We start from the raw sequence: 18,706 nt of genomic DNA, 5'->3' as shown, positions 1-18,706 counted from the left end.
AAGTAATTTTTGACACAGCATTTTTCTCATCATAAAAAAGGAAAAATGATACAATAGTGGCAGTATTAATAAGGAGGCAGCGTCATGAAAGAAAAGGTTATTGAACGATTGATTCGATACGCTAAAATCGACACACAATCTGATCCGGAAAGCTCTACAACCCCTTCTACGAAAAAACAATGGGACTTATTAAATGTACTAAAAGATGAACTAGCCGAAATTGGACTTACAGACATCACATTGGACGAGAATGGCTACTTATTTGCCACATTACCATCCAATACAGACAAGCCTGTACCAACTATTGGTTTTTTAGCTCATGTTGATACATCACCAGATTTTTCTGGAACAAATGTCCAACCGAAACGAATTGACAATTATGACGGCGGAGATATTCAATTAAACGATGAATGCACTCTATCCCCTAACCAATTCCCAAATTTAAAGAATTATGTTGGACAAACATTGATTACAACAGATGGCACGACGTTACTCGGAGCAGATGATAAAGCTGGAATAGCAGAGATTATGACGGCAATGGAATATTTAGTAAATCACCCTGAAATTAAACACGGAAAAATTCGAGTTGCCTTTACTCCTGATGAAGAAATCGGTCGTGGGCCACATAAATTTGATGTCAAAGCTTTCGGTGCGGATTTTGCTTACACGATGGATGGCGGTCCACTAGGAGAATTACAGTACGAAAGCTTTAATGCGGCGGCTGCAAAAGTAACAACTCGCGGAATCAGCGTACATCCTGGTACTGCAAAAGGAAAAATGGTGAATGCTATCACGATGGCGATAAAATTCCATAATTTCATGCCTCAAGAAGCAGTTCCTGAAAAAACAGAAGGCTATGAAGGATTTATTCACTTGATGAATTTTAATGGAACTATTGAGGAAGCAACTCTTTCTTATATTATTCGCGACCACGACCGCAACAAATTTGAAGCGAAAAAAGAATACTTCCGAATGGTTGAACAGCGAATAAAAGAAGAATACGGTGACAATGCCATCACTGTCGAATTAGAAGACCAGTATTACAACATGAAAGAAAAAATCGAGCCTGTAAAAGAAATCGTAGACATTGCAAAACGAGCAATGGAAAATTTAAATATTCAACCAATCGTCGAACCGATCCGTGGAGGAACTGACGGCTCTCAGTTGTCCTATATGGGTCTGCCTACTCCAAATATTTTTGCTGGCGGAGAATACATGCACGGTAAATACGAATTTGTATCTGCCGAAACGATGGAACTCGCTGCAAGAGTTATCATCGAAATCGTCAAACTCTTTGAGGCAGAAACGAAATAAATCATGTTTGAATATTCTGTTAATATATTTGTAGTATAGAATTTTTCGATGTTTTCTCTCAGAAAGTAGGTATTAATAATGAAAGAAATCACTCTTGGCATATTTGCAGCCTTATTTTTTGCGGTTACTTTTATTTTAAATCGGTCCATGGAGTTAAGTGGAGGAAGTTGGCTGTGGAGTTCTTCACTAAGATTTTTCTTTATGCTTCCCTTCCTTATTGCCATTGTTTCTTACCGAACTGGTTTTGAAAATTTACGTAGAGAAATGAGAGAAAATACTTCAAAATGGTTGCTCTGGAGTTTCGTGGGCTTTGTTCTTTTTTACGCACCACTCACCTTTGCAGCAGCTTATGGACCTGGTTGGCTTGTGTCGGGAACGTGGCAGTTTACGATTGTTGCCGGTGTAATTCTTGCACCGTTATTTGTAACCGTCGTAGATAACAAAATCATACGTCAAAAAATACCGCTCACTTCCTTATTCATTTCATGCATTATTCTAGTCGGTATTATGCTTATTCAAATACCACAAGGAAAAGAGGTAACTTTCAATCACTTACTGCTTGGAATGATTCCGGTAGTCATCGCTGCCTTTAGTTATCCGCTTGGTAATCGAAAAATGATGGAGTTATGCGGCAGTCGAATCGATGCGTTTGAACGAGTGCTTGGTATGACCATTGCATCGCTGCCAGCTTGGTTTATTTTAGCTGTTATTGCGATTTGTACAGTGGGGCTCCCTTCCATGAACCAAGTCATACAATCCTTAATTGTCGCTGTTAGTTCCGGTGTAATCGCGACGACGTTGTTCTTTATTGCCACAGACCGTGTGCGAAATCATCAAGGAAAACTTGCTGCAGTTGAAGCCACTCAATCGATGGAAGTCGTATTTGTCATTATCGGAGAAATGATAATACTTGGAGTTCCTCTACCAGATCCAATTGCACTTTTCGGTCTTGCGATTATTATCGTAGGCATGCTACTTCATAGCTATCACACAGCGATTATCGGAAAAAAATCAGACCTATCAGAAAAAGCCAAACTTCTACAATGATGTTTGGCTTTCCCTTCTAATATCATCACCCAAAACAAAATCAGCAAAAACATGTTATGTTAAACACAGTGAAATAACATAGAGGTGATACGATGCCCGTTTTAACATATGAACAACTTACTTTCCTAAATTCCTATAGTATTGTTACAGAAGAGCCGAAAAACCCTTTATTTACATTGGAAAATATACATAAAGAATTTTTTCTAAAGGATTTTCTGAAGCTCATGATGGAAATTACTCAAGCAAGTACAGAGGCTGCAGCTATATCCCATTTCAGCTGTCGCTATGGATTATTCGTTGCTACCCAATTTTATTTTCTCACTGCTTATGATGAAATTTGGGACGGAAAATTAGAAGATGTTCGTTACTTCCATGTACATGAATATGGTATGGATACGCTCGGAACATACATTACTCCTACAGACTTCCGCTATGTAGAAGAAAATGAAAGGGAATATGTCATTTCAAAAATCCTGTATCAAGCCCATCAAATTATTGTACAACTTCGCCAAACAACAACCATCTCTCCTCTTACTCTTTGGGGGAACATCTTCGGGTATATGTTGTGGAATTATAATGTATTGCTACAAAATCCTCTGCTGGCAGACCGAGCTTTTGAAGATATCGAAATACTTGAGGATACAAAAGTATGGCAACGTTTTTCAAATAAATCTTGGTTTTATGAATATACAAAAGGAAAAAATCCGATGGAACTCGTCAATTCGCCAGTGCGAAAAAGTTGCTGCTTTACAAAGGATATTCCTGGATTAAACGCTTGCACTTATTGTCCAATAAAATAATGTTAAGAGATTTCCTGCTTATCAAAGGTAGTTACTTTGATAGAGTAAATAGGAAATCTTTTTCTTTTTTATAACATTTTCTTCTCAATTAATCAAAAATTTATTAGAGCTAGTAGATGCAAGACTTTCAAAATTTTGATAAAATTAAAAAGCACTCTTAGGAGAAAGGATTGGAACCTATACATATGCATGAAGAAAGTCATGAACCTACCTTATTGAATAGAATTGTAAGTATTACCTTTATTATCATCGGTGCATTTATTGCTGCCTATGGTCTTGAAGCTGTATTAATTCCAAACAGCGTATCTGATGGTGGAATTACCGGAATATCCATTATTCTCTCGACGCTTACCCCACTTCCGTTAGGTCTTTTCTTAGCAATTTTAAACATCCCATTTATTTATTTAGGTTATAAATTAATCGGAAAAACATTTGCGATTAATTCCGTTATTGGTATCGGTACATTATCATTTGCTACTTCGATTATGCATCATATCCCAACTATTATTAATCAGGATTCTTTATTAGTCACAATCTCAGGTGGTATATTACTCGGGATTGGTATGGGTCTAGCATTACGTAACGGCGGCGCCTTAGACGGTACGGATATGCTTGCTGTATTAATTAGTAGAAAAGTACCTTTTTCAACTGGTGAAATCATTTTAGTTATCAATATCTTTATTTTCATTTTCGTCGGTTTTGTATTTGGCGTTGAAGGAGCCCTTTCTTCAGCAATCGCCTATTATATCGCTTCAAAAGTTATTAGCATCATTGAAAACGGGATTGAAGATGCGAAGTCCGTTACTATTATAAGCAAAAATTCCCGAGAAATCGGAGAAGCGATTATCAACCGATTAGGTCGTAGTGTTACATATTTAAATGGGATTGGTGGATATGCCAACGAGCCAGTTGAAATTATTTATTGCGTCATCAACCGAATGGAAGAAAGTAAATTAAGAACCATTGTCAGACAGAAAGACCCAAATGCATTTATTACTTTCAATGATATTGCAGAAGTTCGTGGCGGCAATTTCAAGAAAAAAAATATCCATTAATTACAAAAAATTAATTCCAAAGAAAAAACAACAAGTTTCAACACTTTGTTGTTTTTTCTTTTTTACAAATACTCACCCATATATTGTTCTCATCTCTTTCACCGCTTCAGTTGAATACTTTGTAATAAATTCCCCATGACCTAAATCCTTCAAAACCTTTTCTTTTATGTTAGGTATAACTTGTTTTAAGTATTTAATGGATTTTGCAGGGATGATTTCATTACTGCCGTACCAATAATACATTTCTGTTGAGTTCCGAAGGGATTGTTGTAATGAAAATTTGAATAACTCTAGAAAGCAATTTTCAATACTTTTGAGAGAAATTTGAGGATATAAAGCCTTCTTTAAGCTTTCAACATCCACATCGTAATAACTTAATAACGAGCGCATTTTAGGATGTAATTGATTATTTCGTAAGTCTAAAAGGATTTTTGATAAAATCATCGCTGCCGTTTTCGAATAAATCCCTAAAGGAAGATAGTAGGCTGCATCTAAAATTACTTTTGATATTTGTATTTTTTGATTCGCTAACAACTTTAATAAAATGGTTCCACCCATCGAAAAACCGTATGCCCCATGTACATAATCCGTATATCGACTTAATATATAATTTTCAATTTGTTCTGTTTCTTGATCAATACATTCAAAATGAGATGACGAATCTCCATTATGTCCATCCAGAGAAGGAATAATTAAATAATAATGCTTTGATAATTCATCAATGAGTGGATGAAAACTTTCCCAAGTAACGGCCATTCCGTGGATTAATAGTAACTTCGGGTTTCGGAGATTCCCAAACTCGTGAAATTCCATATCCATCTTCCTTTTTTCACTTAGTTTGGATATCCTTTTCACCCTTATACTAGAAATGATGAAAATTAAAAAGGCTTGGTCTATTCCAAGCCCTCGTTTGAAACTTTCTTATATTCAATAAACCAATCATCGTCTTGTTTTTTGTATGCAACTCCAACATATCCATTATGTAATAGGTTCTGTTGACCTTCAATATCTCCCATTGAAATAAACACCGATTCATCTCTCAATTGCAAGTGTTTGTGCAAATATTTCACGAAAATGTATCGCAATTTCCGGCCGTACTTTTCCTTCAATGCAGCAATATGCATTCCTTGATGAAATTTATCTTTTATGCTTGGGATATTATAAGGCATGACTGTCGCTAGCACATAATCGAATTTCGATGTATCAATTTGGTTCATGATAATCGTTGCCATCTTTTTTTGTAATCCATATCCACGGAAATCAGGATGCACATTTGAAATTTCTTGATATAATATTCTTTTCAAATCTGCTTCATCCGTCAATCCAATATCTCTTCCCAGACTCTGATCATCTACAATTGGGATTAAGAGCGCACGAAAAGCAATGAGACGATCATGATTAAAAATTCCAATCATCAATCCATTGCCCTTTAGAATAAATAAAAATTCCTCCGCAGAAAGAGGCTCTAACGTTTCTTGATTTGGCAGTGCTTTAACAACTTCTTGTTGGAGATCTAAAATCCGTTGTAAATCCTCTACCGTTAATCTTCTGACATAATAGGGAATATCCCCTAAAACACCTTGTTCTAACACTTCAGACATGTCTTCCACCTTTATTCAATAATGCAAGAATCTGTTGTTAATTGAGATAAAACCTCTTCATCAATTTTTACACCTAAACCTGCTTTTTCATTCAACTCAATAAATGGAATTTTATAACTTTCCTTTAAATCCCCAATATCCGTTTTAAATTTAAGTGGCCCCGTTAATTCCACACTCGTAATAATTTTTTTCGAAAAGGCTACATGAAAACCAGCAGCCGATCCAATGGATGACTCCACCATCGAACCAATTTGACATTCAATTCCGGCCATTTCCGCCATTGTCGCTAGTTTCACCGCAGGATAAATTCCTCCGCATTTCATTAGCTTAATGTTCACTTTATCTGCAGCTTTTTTTGCAATAATTTCCCTCATATCACGAACATTGCAAAGGCCTTCATCAATCATAAGAGGTATGTTGGATTTTGATTTAATTTCAACCATTGCCTCAATATCATCTGCAACCACTGGCTGTTCAATCCAATCGATGCCCATGGATTCCAAATATCGCAATGCTTTTAAAGTATTTGCGCTATTCACCCATCCTTGGTTTACATCAATGCGAATGGCAATTTGTTCTCCAACCCGTTGTCTTACAGCTTTAATTCTTTCTACATCACTTTCTACATCTCTGCCAACTTTCATCTTAAAAGATCGATAGCCTTCTTTTACTTTCTCTTCTGCCTCATCTGCCATTTTATTAGGCTCATCAATACTTAATACGTGAGTAATTGGAAATTTTTTATGAAATCTTCCTCCAATGAGTTGATAGATAGGTACTCCAAGTTTTCTTCCCACAACGTCAAAACATGCAATATCGATTGCCGCCTTTGCACTCGGTGCGCCTTTTAATATGCGATTCATTTTGTCATGAATTTTTTCAAAATGAAAAGGCGTTTCATTAATCATCGCAGGTGCTAACGAATGTTTTAACACATGAAACGTGGATTCAAACGTCTCACCTGTTACGTGTTCATCCGGTACACTTTCTCCCCATCCAACGAATCCCTCATCCGTTGTAAGTTTTACGATAATCGATGGCATCGTTGGATACGTACCGTAACTAACAATAAAGGGTTTTATCAGTGGGAATTCCACTGCAAAAATTTCTATGCTCTTAATATTCATCAAAGTCAACTTCCTTCTAACAACATTTATTTATATTGTGTTGCATTAAACAAAGTTTTAGCCAACACTTTTGCTCCGATAATTAACGCATCTTTATTGAAAGTCATGTGCGGATGATGAAGGCCTGGCTGTAAATCTGCACCGATACCAATCATTGTCGCTTTCAACTCCGGTTTCGACACAGTGTAAAAATGAAAATCGTCACTACCTGGCGTGTGCACCGGCTCTGCTAAGAAGCCCTCTCCAACAGTATCCATAATCGCTTTTTCCGCAATTTTCTTCGCTTCTTCGGATACTTCAGCACCAGGCGTTTTATCATACCAATCCCAAACAATTTCTGTATCAAACATTTTGCTAATATTTCGAAGTCCGTTTTCTACATGTAATTGCAATGCATCTAACACTCTATTTTTTTGAGCTCGAATATCGATAGAGAAGGTAGCGTTCCCTGGAATGATATTAACGCTTCCACCATCAGCCACCACTTTCGTTAACTTCACACTATGCACTTCAAAAGGGTTTAAATAAATATTTTTCAACATTTGTTGAATCGCTACAATGATATCGATAGCATTTTTCCCTTGATATGGCCTTGCTCCGTGTGCATCCACACCTCTAATCTCACCTTGTAAAAATAGTGCGGCACCATGGTGAATCGCAGGAGATACTTTACCAAAAGGCAGCTCATCGATTGGTCTTAAATGGATACCAAATAGATAGGATACATCATCGATTATTCCACGCTTTACCATTTCAATCGCTCCACCGCCTACTTCTTCAGCTGGTTGGAAAATAAACCGCACCCGCTTCTTTAAAGGAAGGTCTTTAATTCTTAGCAATGCACCTAATACCATTGATATATTCGCATCATGTCCACAAGAATGATTGGCTTTCATGACACCATCTACTTCTTGCCAAAGGGCGTCGATATCAGCTCTCACTGCGATTACTTCATCCCCTTGACCAATTTCAGCAACAAGTCCAGTCATATCGTTAAACCGTTTATATGGTACCTTTAATTCATCCAAAATTGATGCGATTTTATTAGTAGTTTGATACTCTTTCCAACTGACTTCTGGACAGTTATGAAAAAGCTCAAACCAACTAAAGACGACTTCTTCATATGTTTTCACTTGACCCATATTTTCGCACCTCTATTTTATTGCTTACTCTATTATACATAATGTAGTAATATTTATTAATTGCTTTTGCCTACACAAAAACAATTACTTCCATCATAAAATAATCATTAGAGTTTTTGTGCGAAAATTATTCCATGTATTCCATATATCCTACGAATTCAGTTCAATCTATCATTATCTATTAATAGAGTAGCTAGAAATACATTTTTGCAAAAAAATATCCGCCTCCAATCGAGACGGATTAAAATCATTAGTTGATTGATGCATCTAATTTAGTGTTATTTCCTTTATTCTTTGTGAATAGTTGAATCGCAAACATGATACCGAATACAACTAATCCAATAATATCTGACATTGATTCTGGATAGATCATGGCAAGACCTGCAAAAATCACAATGATTCGTTCAAGCCAATTAATTTTTCTATACCAGAATCCAATTACACCTGCACCAATTGCAATCATACCTAAAAATGCTGTTATTACAACCCAAACAACTTGTAATAGCGTTACATCAATCATTAATAACGCTGGAGAGAAAACAATCATATACGGAATAATAAACGCTGCAATTGCTAGTTTTGCAGAATTCACACCCGTTCTAATTGGATCTCCACCCGATATACCCGATGCCGCAAATGCTGCGAGTGCAACAGGCGGCGTAATATCCGCAATAATACCAAAGTAGAATACGAAGAAGTGTGCAGATAACATCACAACAAGTGGAACTGCTGCCTGAGGAACATCTGGTGCGAGTAGTGCTACTATCGCTGGTGCCGCAATTGTTGAAGTAATAACATAGTTCGCTGTTGTAGGTGCACCCATACCTAAAATTAATGAAGCAATCATAACAAAGAACAATGTTAATAAAATGCTACCGCCAGCTAGTTTCACTAAGCTGTTTGCTAAGCCTAAGCCAAGACCCGTTTTTACAACGACTCCTACAATAATACCCGCACAAGCAGTTGCTGCAACTACGGCTAATGCCGTTCTCGCTCCATCAACAAGCGCTTCAATAATATCTTTCACACCAAATTTCACTTCTTTGTTGATAAAACCAATAATAATACAAGATAGAATACCGTATAACGCTGCATGAATTACTGGAACACCAGACATCATTAATACGATAATAAGTACTATCGGAAGTAATAAATACAATTTTTTGAATATCTCTTTTCGATTAGGAATTTCTTCTTCCGACAGACCACGAAGCCCTAATTTTTTTGCTTCAAAGTGAGTCATAATCCAAATTCCTGAGAAGTATAATATGGCTGGAATAATGGCTGCCTTCGCAATATCCCAATACGTAACACCGCGTCCAATAAATTCAACCATTAAGAATGCTGCTGCCCCCATAATCGGCGGCATTAATTGTCCACCCGTTGAGGCAGCTGCCTCTACTGCACCCGCAAATTCTTTTTTATATCCTAGCTTTTTCATCATTGGTATTGTATATGAACCTGATGTCACTACGTTGGCAACGGAACTACCTGAAATTGTTCCTTGTAATGCAGAGGAGAAAATTGCTACCTTTGCAGGTCCTCCAACTAATTTCCCTGCAATGGCAATCGCTAAATCGTTAAAATAAGTTCCAACTCCTGTTTTTACTAAAAAAGATCCAAATAATAGAAAGGCAAATATATAAGTGGCAGATACACTAATAGGAGTACCTAAAATTCCGTCTGTTGAGAAATACATTAAGTTGACGATTTGTTCAAGAGATTGGCCACGATGGGCTAAAAAGTCTGGCATGTAAGGACCAAAAAACGCATATACCAAGAATAGTGAGGCTATAATTGTAATCGGTAAACCAACCGCTCTTCTCGCAGCCTCTAGCACTAATAGAATAACTATCGTACCAACGATAAAATCCATTTGGTCAATTTTTCCTAAGCTTGTTACAAGTCTTTGATAGTTAAGCGTCCAATAAATACCTGTAATAGCCGCAATAATCGCCAACAGATAGTCATAAAAAGGAACTTTTGTTTTGGCTCCCTTTTTGCGTGAAGGGAATAAAAGGAATATAATGGTTAAACCGAATCCTAAGTGAATACTACGTTGTATGTAGGCTGTAAATTGACCAAATATAGCCGTATATAATTGGAATAATGAAAAGGCAAGAAGTAGACCAAACACAATCCATTTCATTATTCCACCTAAGCGCCGAACGTTGGATTCGGTGTCATACTTTTCCAATAACTCTTGCTGCTGTTCTTCTGTTAGAACTTCTAGTTGTTTGTCAGTTGCCATGCGCTATTCGCACTCCTTTCATCTTGTCATAAAGAGAGATTTTTTTCACCTCAACGATATAGGAACCTCCCCGTTGAAGGGCTTTTTTTAAATCATATTCTTTATCCTCGTAATAAAACCATAAATCCCTATTGACATCACCGACATAAAGAACAAAGTTTTCTAAAATAGTATTTGAATAAAGCTTATACTTCCCATCTTCATATATTAATGTTTGCCCTTCTTCTGCATAAGCTGGCATACCAATTGCTACATCTTCATATTCCATTGATATCATTTTGATTTTATTGTCTATTATTTCATATGTTTCTAGTACATCCGTAAGGTGAATGGAATGGGTAAAACGAATTTGAAATAATGTATCACTACCTACATCTATATAATACATTTGCGGTTCATTCGTTTTTGTTTCCGTGAAGGCTATAACAGAAAAAAAAGGAAGGAAGGAAAGTACTGCTAAAATGGCGATTAGAAGAATTGCAAATTTTTTCATGTTATCGCTCCATATATAAAGGGCCTGAAGAAGCATTAGCCTTCAAGCCCTTCACTTTGCAAAAATCAGTGATTATTCGTCAAAGTATTTTTGAGCACCTGGGTGCACTTCAATTCCAATACCATTTAAAGCAGTTTCTTTCTTAATGAATGCACCTTTAGCATGTCCAATTTTATCAGTATTGCCATAGATTGCTTTTGCGATTCCGTACGCTACATCTTCTGGTAAATCTTTCTTCACAGCAAGCATTGCAAGTACAGATACAGTAGGAACATCTTCAGCTAAACCATATGTTCCTGCTGGAATTACATCTTCTGTATAGTATGGATATTTTTCAATTAATGCTTTTGCTTTTTCAGGATCAACTGGAACAATTACTACTTCAGCTTGCGCACCTAACGCTTCCACTGCAGCTGTTGGATATCCAGCAGTAATGAATGCCGCATCAATTTGTCCTGATTGTAAGCCATCTGTTGATTCACCAAAGTCTAAGTTTTGTGCTTGGATGTCACTCATTGTTAAACCATGAACTTCTAATAATTGTTCTGCGTTTGCGTAAGTACCAGAACCTGGAGCACCGACAGAAACTTTTTTACCTTTTAAATCTTCAAAAGATTTAATACCTGATTTAGCAGTTGTTACTAGGTGAACTGTTTCAGGATAAAGAGCACCGATTGCCACTAAATCTTCCATTGGCTCGCCTTCAAACATTAATTCACCATTTTTTGCGTAATATGCAATGTCTGTTTGTACGAAAGCGATTTCAGCATCGCCTGCTTTTAAAGCATTTACGTTCGCAGCAGATGCTTGTGAAACTTCAGCAGTTGTTTTGATTCCAGTTTCACTTGTGATTAATTCAGCAAATGTACCACCTAAAGCATAGTAAGTACCTTGTGTACCACCAGTTACCATGCTTAAGAATTTAATATCAGATGTTGTTTCTTTGTTATCCCCTTCAGATGAACCTTCATTTGTGTTAGAAGTGTCTTCTTTGCCACCACATGCAGCTAGCAACATGAGTAACATGATGCTAATTACTGTTAGAAATAGAAACTTTTTGTTTTTCAAATCAATTCCCTCCTCTTTGTAGTGCATAATAGGTGTTTTAACACAGTATAATTGTAACTATTGCAAATTACTTATGTCAAATATTTTTATAGAATAATAGCGCATTAAGTAGATAATAATTTTATTATAATAGAATTTTTTATATCAAAAAATAGGGTTTTACATTACAAAAGTGTTATATTACAAAGCTTTTTTCAAATTTTCTAATATCTGATTTATTATATTTAACAAAATAAATATAATAATAAAAAAATTTAGGATGTCGCTTAAAAATGAGCAAACATCCTGATTTTTTGGTTAATTTGACTCTACTACACCACAAGCAATTCGCGAACCAGAATTTCCGGATGGATCCGTTTTATAATCGTCAGGAGCTTCATGTAAAATAACAGAGCTTCCGTCTTCATCAAATAAGGAATTTTCCTTTCCTTTTTCTAAGGTAATATTTTTTGCAATAAATTCTATATCAACAGAGCCATTTTCATCTGGTGATATGTTCGGTAAATCTCCTGCATGGAAGCCCTTCGGATTGTCAAAACCATGTTCTTTTCCTTTAGGATTGAAATGCGCTCCTGCAGATTCAAAAGTCGGTTTTTCACACTTTCCTACTTCATGAATGTGGAAACCATGCTCTCCTTCCGGTACATTTTCCAATTTTACATGGATTCTCACACCTTCTGATGATTCGGTCAATTCAACAACCCCCATTTCATTACCCTCTGTATCAATCATGGTTGCTGTTGCAGCTAAAGCTTTTCTTGCATTCGTGGGGATTGTTTCGTTATTCTCTTCATTCGCAGCTCCAAAAAAACTGCATCCGCCTAAAAGTAATATGCTAAGTGGTAAACTGTTTAATAAGATGTTTTTCATGCTCATCCCTCCCTCGAAAAAAGTTTCGACAAAGGAGTGGATAAATATTCAAAAAAGATGGGAATGGCGAAAAACTTTCCGATATTAATGGAAAGGAGGGATTTCCGTGGATATCAATTCAATTATGTCTAGTCAGCTAGCCTCACTCCAACATACTCTACAATTAAGCATTCTAGACAAATCCTTAAATTTAGGATCATCCGGTGTCATTGAGATGTTGGAAAAATCAAATCAAGCACAGCATCAAATAAACCATCCGTATAAAGGAAATGTTATTGACGTGTCAATATAATGGAAAAGTTGGCGCCTGATAAGTCATTTAAGGCGCCAATTTTCTATTAACGATGACCCTTTCATCTCAAATAAATTGCGGCGAAGAGGCGTGTTTGATGTGACCACTTTAGGAGCAAATAAATTATTTATCATAAGTATTTAAGCATGACCAAAAAGTTTGCACTTTGGACAGGCCCTTCGTATTTTATTTACAAACTCCTTGGAATCTTTAAAAAAACAAAAAGTAGCATTTCGAACCATTTATCATATGAATAATATTACAACCTTTCTAACAACATAAGATTCACCATAGCATTGGTTTATCAACCATCAACCACAACATAATCAGCAATAATATGATATATTTCCATGTTGCTTTTCGTAATTTCTTGATAAATTCTTCTTTCTTATAACGACTCGTCCCAAAGGTTTTTAATGTGGGCTTGAAAGCACTTGCTAGGAAAACAATGGATATTAACATAATGGCAACCGTTAAAACAATCCACGAATCAGTCCATTTCCATCCGCTAACAATAATAAGGATCGCACCAGAAAGTACAAGAACATGACCGGCATGCTTGACAACGGTAATAGCTAGTCGAAAAGACTGTACAAATCCTATCATTTCTATCTCATCCGCAGCTTCCATTTTCTTTGTTAAAGGAATCAATGTAACTAACGGACCTATTGAAACGACTGCACTTAAAATATGAATGAATAAAAAAATAGTATGCATCATTTCTTTCACATCCGATCTATAATACCTACTTCTACTATAACATGTATTTCAAATACTTAATTTATAAATTCAATGACAAATCATTTTAGCATTTTATTAAACTATTTTACTTTTATGTTAAATGTTTAATAATCGCCTCTCATTGGATAAACTTTGATGTATGATTAACACACAGGATTTTCATAATCATGGTTGTTAGGAGTGTTTACAATCGGTATCCATAAATTTTTTACTAGTTTAAATGATCTAGAACGTATTTTTCGAGCTCCAGGGCGCTTTAAATTTGAAGAACATAATGTTGCTGCCCATTCTTGGAAAGTAGCTCAATACGCATTGTTTTTCGGAACGCTTGAAGAAATGAACGGGGCAAAAGTCAATTGGAAATCCCTTTACGAAAAAACAATCAATCATGACTTTGCAGAAGTGTTTATTGGTGACATTAAAACACCGGTAAAACATGCAAGCGAAGAGTTAAAACAAATGCTTGCTCACGTGGAAGAAAAAATGATGGAAAAATTCATTAAAGAAGAGATTCCACCTGAATTCCAAGAAGTTTTCTTCGAGCGAATGAAAGAGGGAAAAGATGGTACGTTAGAAGGCCGCCTTCTTGAATTTGCGGATAAGCTTGATCAATTTTATGAATCATTCGCTGAACTGAAGCGAGGTAATACGGATAAAGAATTTATTATTATGTATCAACAAGCATTAACAAATCTTCTTCAAATGCCTTTAAAAGTAAGTGTCAATTATTTCCGAAATGAAATTTTAAAGGATGTCATGAAAGAAGATACGCAAATTAATATCGCCGATTTAACAAATGAAATATTGAACAAAATAAAGCCTCAAGAGTAAGGATTCTGCTATAGTGAGGCTTTTATTTTGCATCTAATTCTATCTCTAATATCCGTTACTTTTTTATATTAAATATTTGACTTTTTTATTAAAAGATACTTACTTGCACGAGGCTACATATTCAATTACTATTACATTAAAGCTGCGTTGTACGTTGAATATTAAGTTTTAACCTTTGAACTGAAAAAGGGAGTTTTAGATCGAAGGTGGAATGGCGAGCGTCACACTACGGTGAATGACGATATACAGGAAATCTTCTGCGAACACCCACTTGGTGGAGTCGTGGTTTTAAAACTTTCTATAATATTACGGCAAGGCAGCTTGTACTACAAACATTACCTTAACAATGTTTGTAAAAGAGCTCTTCGATCAGGAGGGCTTTTTAATTTATTGAAAAGGCTCTGTTAGATTTTAATGTTGATAAATAGGAAAATAAAGAGGGAACACCATTCTTTAGTGTTTCCTCCTATTTTTTGAAATCAAATCTTTTTTCTATTTCTTTGAATTCTTCACTATCAATCGTTGGTGGTTCTTCATCCGTCTCTCTTAATTTCCAACTAATTAATCCAGTAATTATTGAAAATATAACAGCACCTTGCCATTCTATCTTAATGTTCGCCATAAAGGTATCAAGTAAATTAATTAAGGCAAATGTCAATCCTGTATCCAATAAAAATGATAACAACCCTTTACTTGATTGAATTATACCAACAGATTTTAGTGCTTTCGGTATCGCATTTGATATTAATGAGAGAGGTATTTCAAGTAATAAATATAAAACAAAGAAGAACACTAAAGAACCAATTGAATTATATTGTAATCCAAGTAATCTCAAAACAATAAATTCAAAAAAGATAATACCGAGTAAAATAATTAGTACAATGGATAAACAAATAACTATTGTTTTTACTTTGTTGATATTAAACACTTCCTTTCGATTCAAATATTTTGAACACTAAATTTGATAAGCATAACTTCTCTTTTCATTTGAGAACTACTTTATCTCGGCAGTGTTTGTATATACAAAGGTTCATAATAATTGATACGTTCTTAATGGCTTATATGTTTCATTGATTGGTAATAAACAGCTATCTATAATCATTTTGCTTATTGATACATCGTCACAACGATGCTTCACTATATCTAAGAATTGAAACCAACTCAAATAATGGTCGAGGTATTTTGTAGCCACACCATTAAATCTTTGTATCCATCCTTTTAATCGGCTGTGATAGTTATTTACGTTTTGAATATGATATAGACCTTTTACTCGTTCTTTCCCGTCTGACTTGAAGCGATAGTGTTCTAATCCCTTCGTTTTGGCATACGCAGAGAATGTTCTCCAAGCATCTGTACATAGGGTGTTATTCGATGATAATTTTGAACCAATTGCTTTATCTAATTGGCTTTTGACAATACGACCTCTGCCAAGAACTCCTGAATAGGTAGATTTTTGACGGTCTCTTGCAATTAGAACACAAACTTGTTCGTGACTAATCCCTCGAAATTTCGAAGAACCTCCACGTTTTCGAGGTTTACGCCCTTCAATGTTTCTTTTACCTTTTTCAGAGTATAGAAAATAAGTTTCATCCATCTCTACAATCCCCGAAAAAGATTCAAATTCCATTTGTTTTAATGCAGATAACACCTTATGTCTCCAATAAAACAAGGTAACGTAATGAATATCACCAATAAGTTCTGCCGATTTACGGAGTGAATAACCTTCTAACATACATTTAATAAAATCTAACCATTTTTCAGGTTTATGCGTTCTATGCAATGGTGTTGCAGTTACATCGGTGAATGTTTTTCCACAATCTTTACAACGGTATCGCTGACGTTCAACTTCTTTCTGCCCAAATTTTACAGTATATTTACCAAAACGAGCCACTCGTTTTGAACTACAATGTACGCAAGTATAACCATCTTTATTTTTCCGTTCAGTTACTTCTTGAAAAACAGGTTCACTTGCAGAAAATGACATAAGGGATTTGATAAAGAATTCTTTCAAGCGATGTTGTTCTGTCGAATTCAATTTTTTAATCTCAACTATCAATTCTCTTAATGTCATTGTCATTGTAAGACCCCCAAACAAAAGTTCCTACTTATATTATAGAACGTTTGTTTGTTTTTATCAAATATCAACAGATTAATCTAACAAAGCCATTGAAAAAAATAAGCGGAGAACCTTCCCCGCTTTCCTCTATAATAATATATTTTGATACCACTTCTACTTCTACTTCGCTCATAGTTAACAGGTGTCCGTGTTTTTCCCAATGGCAAGCAACTTTCAGCACTTTTATGCTCCCACATAGCGATGATAAATTCTTTTAGCCTTTTCTTCTTCTTTCGTTCCATGAATTAATGCCCGGCCATCTTGAAAGAGAACGATTTGAACATCTTCTGCTTGGAACGAAATTAAGTAAGGATTCGCTTTTAAATTTTGAACAAGCGGTTGGAGTCTTTTTGAGATATGATCCAATGAAATTTGTTGTTTTTGGTGCGGTCTGATTTGCACCGTATTTCTGCCACACAACACTGCTGTTTTCAAACCTGTTTCTAATGTTAAGTAAGGATGTGTGGGATTATTCCCACATGAAGGACAATCCTCTCTTTTTAAAGAAGAAACGTCAATAATTGAATGCTCCCTTTTCCAAACATCAAAGGAAACCAGTTGTTTAGACACCTCTCCACTCACTAAGTATTTCAGGCTTTCCGCTGTTTGATAAGATGCAACGATTTGCACCGCTGGACTAATGACTCCAACGGTATCACAAGTCATACCATCGGATGGAATCACTTGAAGCAAACAATTATAACACGGTGTTTGTTTTGGCACGATCGAAACGCTCATACCATAACTTCTTACAACCGCACCGTGAATCCATGGTATGCCGTGTTTCATGGCAACATCATTGATGAAAAATCTCGTTTCAAAATTATCTGTTCCATCAATGATGAGGTCCACATCTTTTACCATCTCTTCTAATTCAATTGAAAAATCCCCAACAATCCCTTCAATTTGAATGGTTGAATTGATTGTTTGTAGATGTTTTTGTGCAGCAACAGCTTTCGGAATTTTATTTTTTGCATCTTCTTCCGTATAAAGTTGTTGACGACCGAGATTCGTCAAGTCGACGTAATCCCGGTCAATGATAGTGATTTTACCGATGCCAGCTCGAGCTAACATCTCAGCATTCGCGCAACCTAGTGCCCCTGCACCAACAATGAGTACATGGCCTTTCAGTAATTTTTTCTGTCCCTCCTCACCAATCGGAGAAAACAAAATTTGTCGCGAATATCGCTCCATTATGAAAGAATCCCTTCTGTTGGACTGGAGGCAACAGCATAGCGCTTTTTCGGAATTCTTCCTGCTTCATATCCAAGTCTTCCAGCTTCAATAGCGAGTTTCATTGCTTTTGCCATTTTAACTGGATCTTTTGCACCTGACACCGCTGAATTTAATAAAATGCCATCTGCACCTAACTCCATTGCAATCGCACAATCTGCTGGGGAACCAATTCCTGCATCGACAATGACAGGAATATTTGCCTGTTCAATGATTAATGAAAGATTTAATGGATTGATAATACCCTGTCCAGAACCAATAGGAGAAGCTCCTGGCATGATAGCATGAACTCCCAATTCCTCCAGCTTCTTCGCTAACACTACATCATCAGAAGTGTAAGGAAGGACAATAAATCCTTCTTCTAATAACATTTCTGATGCTCTTAATGTTTCAATAGGATCAGGGAGAAGAGTTTTATCATCCCCAATGACTTCGACTTTCACCATGTCACATAACCCTGAAGCTTTTGCGAGTTTCGCAATTCTCACTGCTTCTTCCGCTGTTTTGGCTCCTGCCGTATTCGGTAAAAGCGTGTATTTGGAAAGATCCAACATTTCTAAAAAGTTCGGTTGGGATGGTTCATAAATATTCATTCTTCTGACCGCAAAAGTTAAAATCTCTGCTCCAGATGCTTCTACCGCTTCCTTTTGAATCTCAAAATTCGGAAATTTCCCTGTACCTAACAACAATCTTGATTGAAAAACTTTATCTGCAATTTTTAACAT

At 35.9% G+C, this 18,706-nt stretch carries 18 protein-coding genes and 1 other RNA gene; 6 read left to right on the top strand and 13 right to left on the bottom strand.

Annotated features, from left to right (window positions below; genetic code table 11):
- Positions 1–84: 84 nt before the first annotated feature.
- From pepT to NSU17_RS08805, 4 genes are all read left to right on the top strand, one after another.
- Positions 85–1,314 (top strand): peptidase T, encoded by a 1,230-nt coding sequence (pepT, locus tag NSU17_RS08820; protein ID WP_340704797.1) that lies wholly within the window; start codon positions 85–87, stop codon positions 1,312–1,314.
- 78 nt (positions 1,315–1,392) lie between these two features.
- Entirely contained in the window at positions 1,393–2,361 is a 969-nt protein-coding gene (locus NSU17_RS08815) for a DMT family transporter (RefSeq protein ID WP_340704796.1), read from the top strand.
- Positions 2,362–2,453: 92 nt separating this feature from the next.
- Complete coding sequence (locus NSU17_RS08810) at positions 2,454–3,161, top strand: Fe-S oxidoreductase (RefSeq protein ID WP_340704795.1); 708 nt, start codon at positions 2,454–2,456, stop codon at positions 3,159–3,161.
- Between the two features lie 185 nt (positions 3,162–3,346).
- On the top strand, positions 3,347–4,216 hold the full coding sequence (locus NSU17_RS08805; protein WP_340705497.1) for a YitT family protein: 870 nt from the start codon (positions 3,347–3,349) through the stop codon (positions 4,214–4,216).
- Between the two features lie 72 nt (positions 4,217–4,288).
- Here NSU17_RS08805 and NSU17_RS08800 read toward each other — a convergent pair whose 3' ends face one another.
- From NSU17_RS08800 to NSU17_RS08760, 9 genes are all read right to left on the bottom strand, one after another.
- The gene (locus tag NSU17_RS08800; protein ID WP_168412690.1) at positions 4,289–5,029 is read right to left on the bottom strand and encodes an alpha/beta fold hydrolase; all 741 of its coding nucleotides are present in this window, start codon (positions 5,027–5,029) and stop codon (positions 4,289–4,291) included.
- An 80-nt stretch (positions 5,030–5,109) separates the two neighbouring features.
- Positions 5,110–5,817 (bottom strand): GNAT family N-acetyltransferase, encoded by a 708-nt coding sequence (locus tag NSU17_RS08795; protein WP_184656249.1) that lies wholly within the window; start codon positions 5,815–5,817, stop codon positions 5,110–5,112.
- An 11-nt stretch (positions 5,818–5,828) separates the two neighbouring features.
- A complete protein-coding gene (locus tag NSU17_RS08790) occupies positions 5,829–6,944 on the bottom strand; it encodes a mandelate racemase/muconate lactonizing enzyme family protein (RefSeq protein ID WP_340704794.1) in 1,116 nt (371 codons plus the stop codon).
- Between the two features lie 26 nt (positions 6,945–6,970).
- Positions 6,971–8,086, bottom strand: a complete 1,116-nt coding sequence (locus NSU17_RS08785; RefSeq protein WP_096549862.1) for an amidohydrolase — start codon at positions 8,084–8,086, stop codon at positions 6,971–6,973.
- Positions 8,087–8,336: 250 nt separating this feature from the next.
- A complete protein-coding gene (locus NSU17_RS08780; protein ID WP_340435737.1) occupies positions 8,337–10,337 on the bottom strand; it encodes a TRAP transporter permease in 2,001 nt (666 codons plus the stop codon).
- Positions 10,327–10,830, bottom strand: coding sequence for a DUF1850 domain-containing protein (locus NSU17_RS08775; protein WP_016837644.1), 504 nt, complete (start codon positions 10,828–10,830; stop codon positions 10,327–10,329). Before NSU17_RS08775 ends, NSU17_RS08780 begins: the two co-directional genes overlap by 11 nt.
- Before the next feature lie 72 nt (positions 10,831–10,902).
- The gene (locus tag NSU17_RS08770) at positions 10,903–11,898 is read right to left on the bottom strand and encodes a TAXI family TRAP transporter solute-binding subunit (protein ID WP_339289431.1); all 996 of its coding nucleotides are present in this window, start codon (positions 11,896–11,898) and stop codon (positions 10,903–10,905) included.
- A gap of 297 nt (positions 11,899–12,195) precedes the next feature.
- Positions 12,196–12,768, bottom strand: coding sequence for a superoxide dismutase family protein (locus NSU17_RS08765; RefSeq protein WP_340704793.1), 573 nt, complete (start codon positions 12,766–12,768; stop codon positions 12,196–12,198).
- 577 nt (positions 12,769–13,345) lie between these two features.
- A complete protein-coding gene (locus NSU17_RS08760) occupies positions 13,346–13,780 on the bottom strand; it encodes a hypothetical protein (protein ID WP_339289434.1) in 435 nt (144 codons plus the stop codon).
- 210 nt (positions 13,781–13,990) lie between these two features.
- Here NSU17_RS08760 and NSU17_RS08755 point away from each other — a divergent pair, with 210 nt between their 5' ends.
- Positions 13,991–14,632, top strand: coding sequence for a YfbR-like 5'-deoxynucleotidase (locus tag NSU17_RS08755; protein WP_096552362.1), 642 nt, complete (start codon positions 13,991–13,993; stop codon positions 14,630–14,632).
- 136 nt (positions 14,633–14,768) lie between these two features.
- Positions 14,769–14,959: non-coding RNA, 6S RNA (gene ssrS / locus NSU17_RS08750), on the top strand.
- 139 nt (positions 14,960–15,098) lie between these two features.
- Here ssrS and NSU17_RS08745 read toward each other — a convergent pair.
- The 4 genes from NSU17_RS08745 to NSU17_RS08730 form a co-directional block, all read right to left on the bottom strand.
- Positions 15,099–15,575, bottom strand: coding sequence for a YrvL family regulatory protein (locus NSU17_RS08745; RefSeq protein WP_340436695.1), 477 nt, complete (start codon positions 15,573–15,575; stop codon positions 15,099–15,101).
- Positions 15,576–15,662: 87 nt separating this feature from the next.
- A complete protein-coding gene (locus tag NSU17_RS08740) occupies positions 15,663–16,703 on the bottom strand; it encodes an IS1595 family transposase (protein ID WP_340705496.1) in 1,041 nt (346 codons plus the stop codon).
- Between the two features lie 228 nt (positions 16,704–16,931).
- Positions 16,932–17,945 carry a ThiF family adenylyltransferase gene (locus NSU17_RS08735; protein WP_340705495.1) on the bottom strand — a complete coding sequence of 338 codons (1,014 nt, stop codon included), beginning with the start codon at positions 17,943–17,945 and terminating at the stop codon, positions 16,932–16,934.
- On the bottom strand, positions 17,942–18,706 hold the full coding sequence (locus NSU17_RS08730) for a thiazole synthase (protein ID WP_016837637.1): 765 nt from the start codon (positions 18,704–18,706) through the stop codon (positions 17,942–17,944). The genes NSU17_RS08735 and NSU17_RS08730 overlap by 4 nt, the downstream gene beginning before the upstream one ends.

The organism is Ureibacillus sp. FSL K6-2830 (assembly GCF_038004145.1).
In the GTDB taxonomy this organism is placed as follows: domain Bacteria; phylum Bacillota; class Bacilli; order Bacillales_A; family Planococcaceae; genus Ureibacillus; species Ureibacillus thermosphaericus.
This window is presented reverse-complemented; position numbering and strand designations above follow the sequence as displayed.

Coding starts and splice junctions, on each gene's coding strand:
- pepT (WP_340704797.1), top strand. CDS start 85: ATGAAAGAAAAGGTTATTGAACGATTGATTCGATACGCTAAAATCGAC.
- NSU17_RS08815 (WP_340704796.1), top strand. CDS start 1,393: ATGAAAGAAATCACTCTTGGCATATTTGCAGCCTTATTTTTTGCGGTT.
- NSU17_RS08810 (WP_340704795.1), top strand. CDS start 2,454: ATGCCCGTTTTAACATATGAACAACTTACTTTCCTAAATTCCTATAGT.
- NSU17_RS08805 (WP_340705497.1), top strand. CDS start 3,347: ATGCATGAAGAAAGTCATGAACCTACCTTATTGAATAGAATTGTAAGT.
- NSU17_RS08800 (WP_168412690.1), bottom strand. CDS start 5,029: ATGGAATTTCACGAGTTTGGGAATCTCCGAAACCCGAAGTTACTATTA.
- NSU17_RS08795 (WP_184656249.1), bottom strand. CDS start 5,817: ATGTCTGAAGTGTTAGAACAAGGTGTTTTAGGGGATATTCCCTATTAT.
- NSU17_RS08790 (WP_340704794.1), bottom strand. CDS start 6,944: ATGAATATTAAGAGCATAGAAATTTTTGCAGTGGAATTCCCACTGATA.
- NSU17_RS08785 (WP_096549862.1), bottom strand. CDS start 8,086: ATGGGTCAAGTGAAAACATATGAAGAAGTCGTCTTTAGTTGGTTTGAG.
- NSU17_RS08780 (WP_340435737.1), bottom strand. CDS start 10,337: ATGGCAACTGACAAACAACTAGAAGTTCTAACAGAAGAACAGCAGCAA.
- NSU17_RS08775 (WP_016837644.1), bottom strand. CDS start 10,830: ATGAAAAAATTTGCAATTCTTCTAATCGCCATTTTAGCAGTACTTTCC.
- NSU17_RS08765 (WP_340704793.1), bottom strand. CDS start 12,768: ATGAAAAACATCTTATTAAACAGTTTACCACTTAGCATATTACTTTTA.
- NSU17_RS08760 (WP_339289434.1), bottom strand. CDS start 13,780: ATGATGCATACTATTTTTTTATTCATTCATATTTTAAGTGCAGTCGTT.
- NSU17_RS08740 (WP_340705496.1), bottom strand. CDS start 16,703: ATGACATTAAGAGAATTGATAGTTGAGATTAAAAAATTGAATTCGACA.
- NSU17_RS08730 (WP_016837637.1), bottom strand. CDS start 18,706: ATGTTAAAAATTGCAGATAAAGTTTTTCAATCAAGATTGTTGTTAGGT.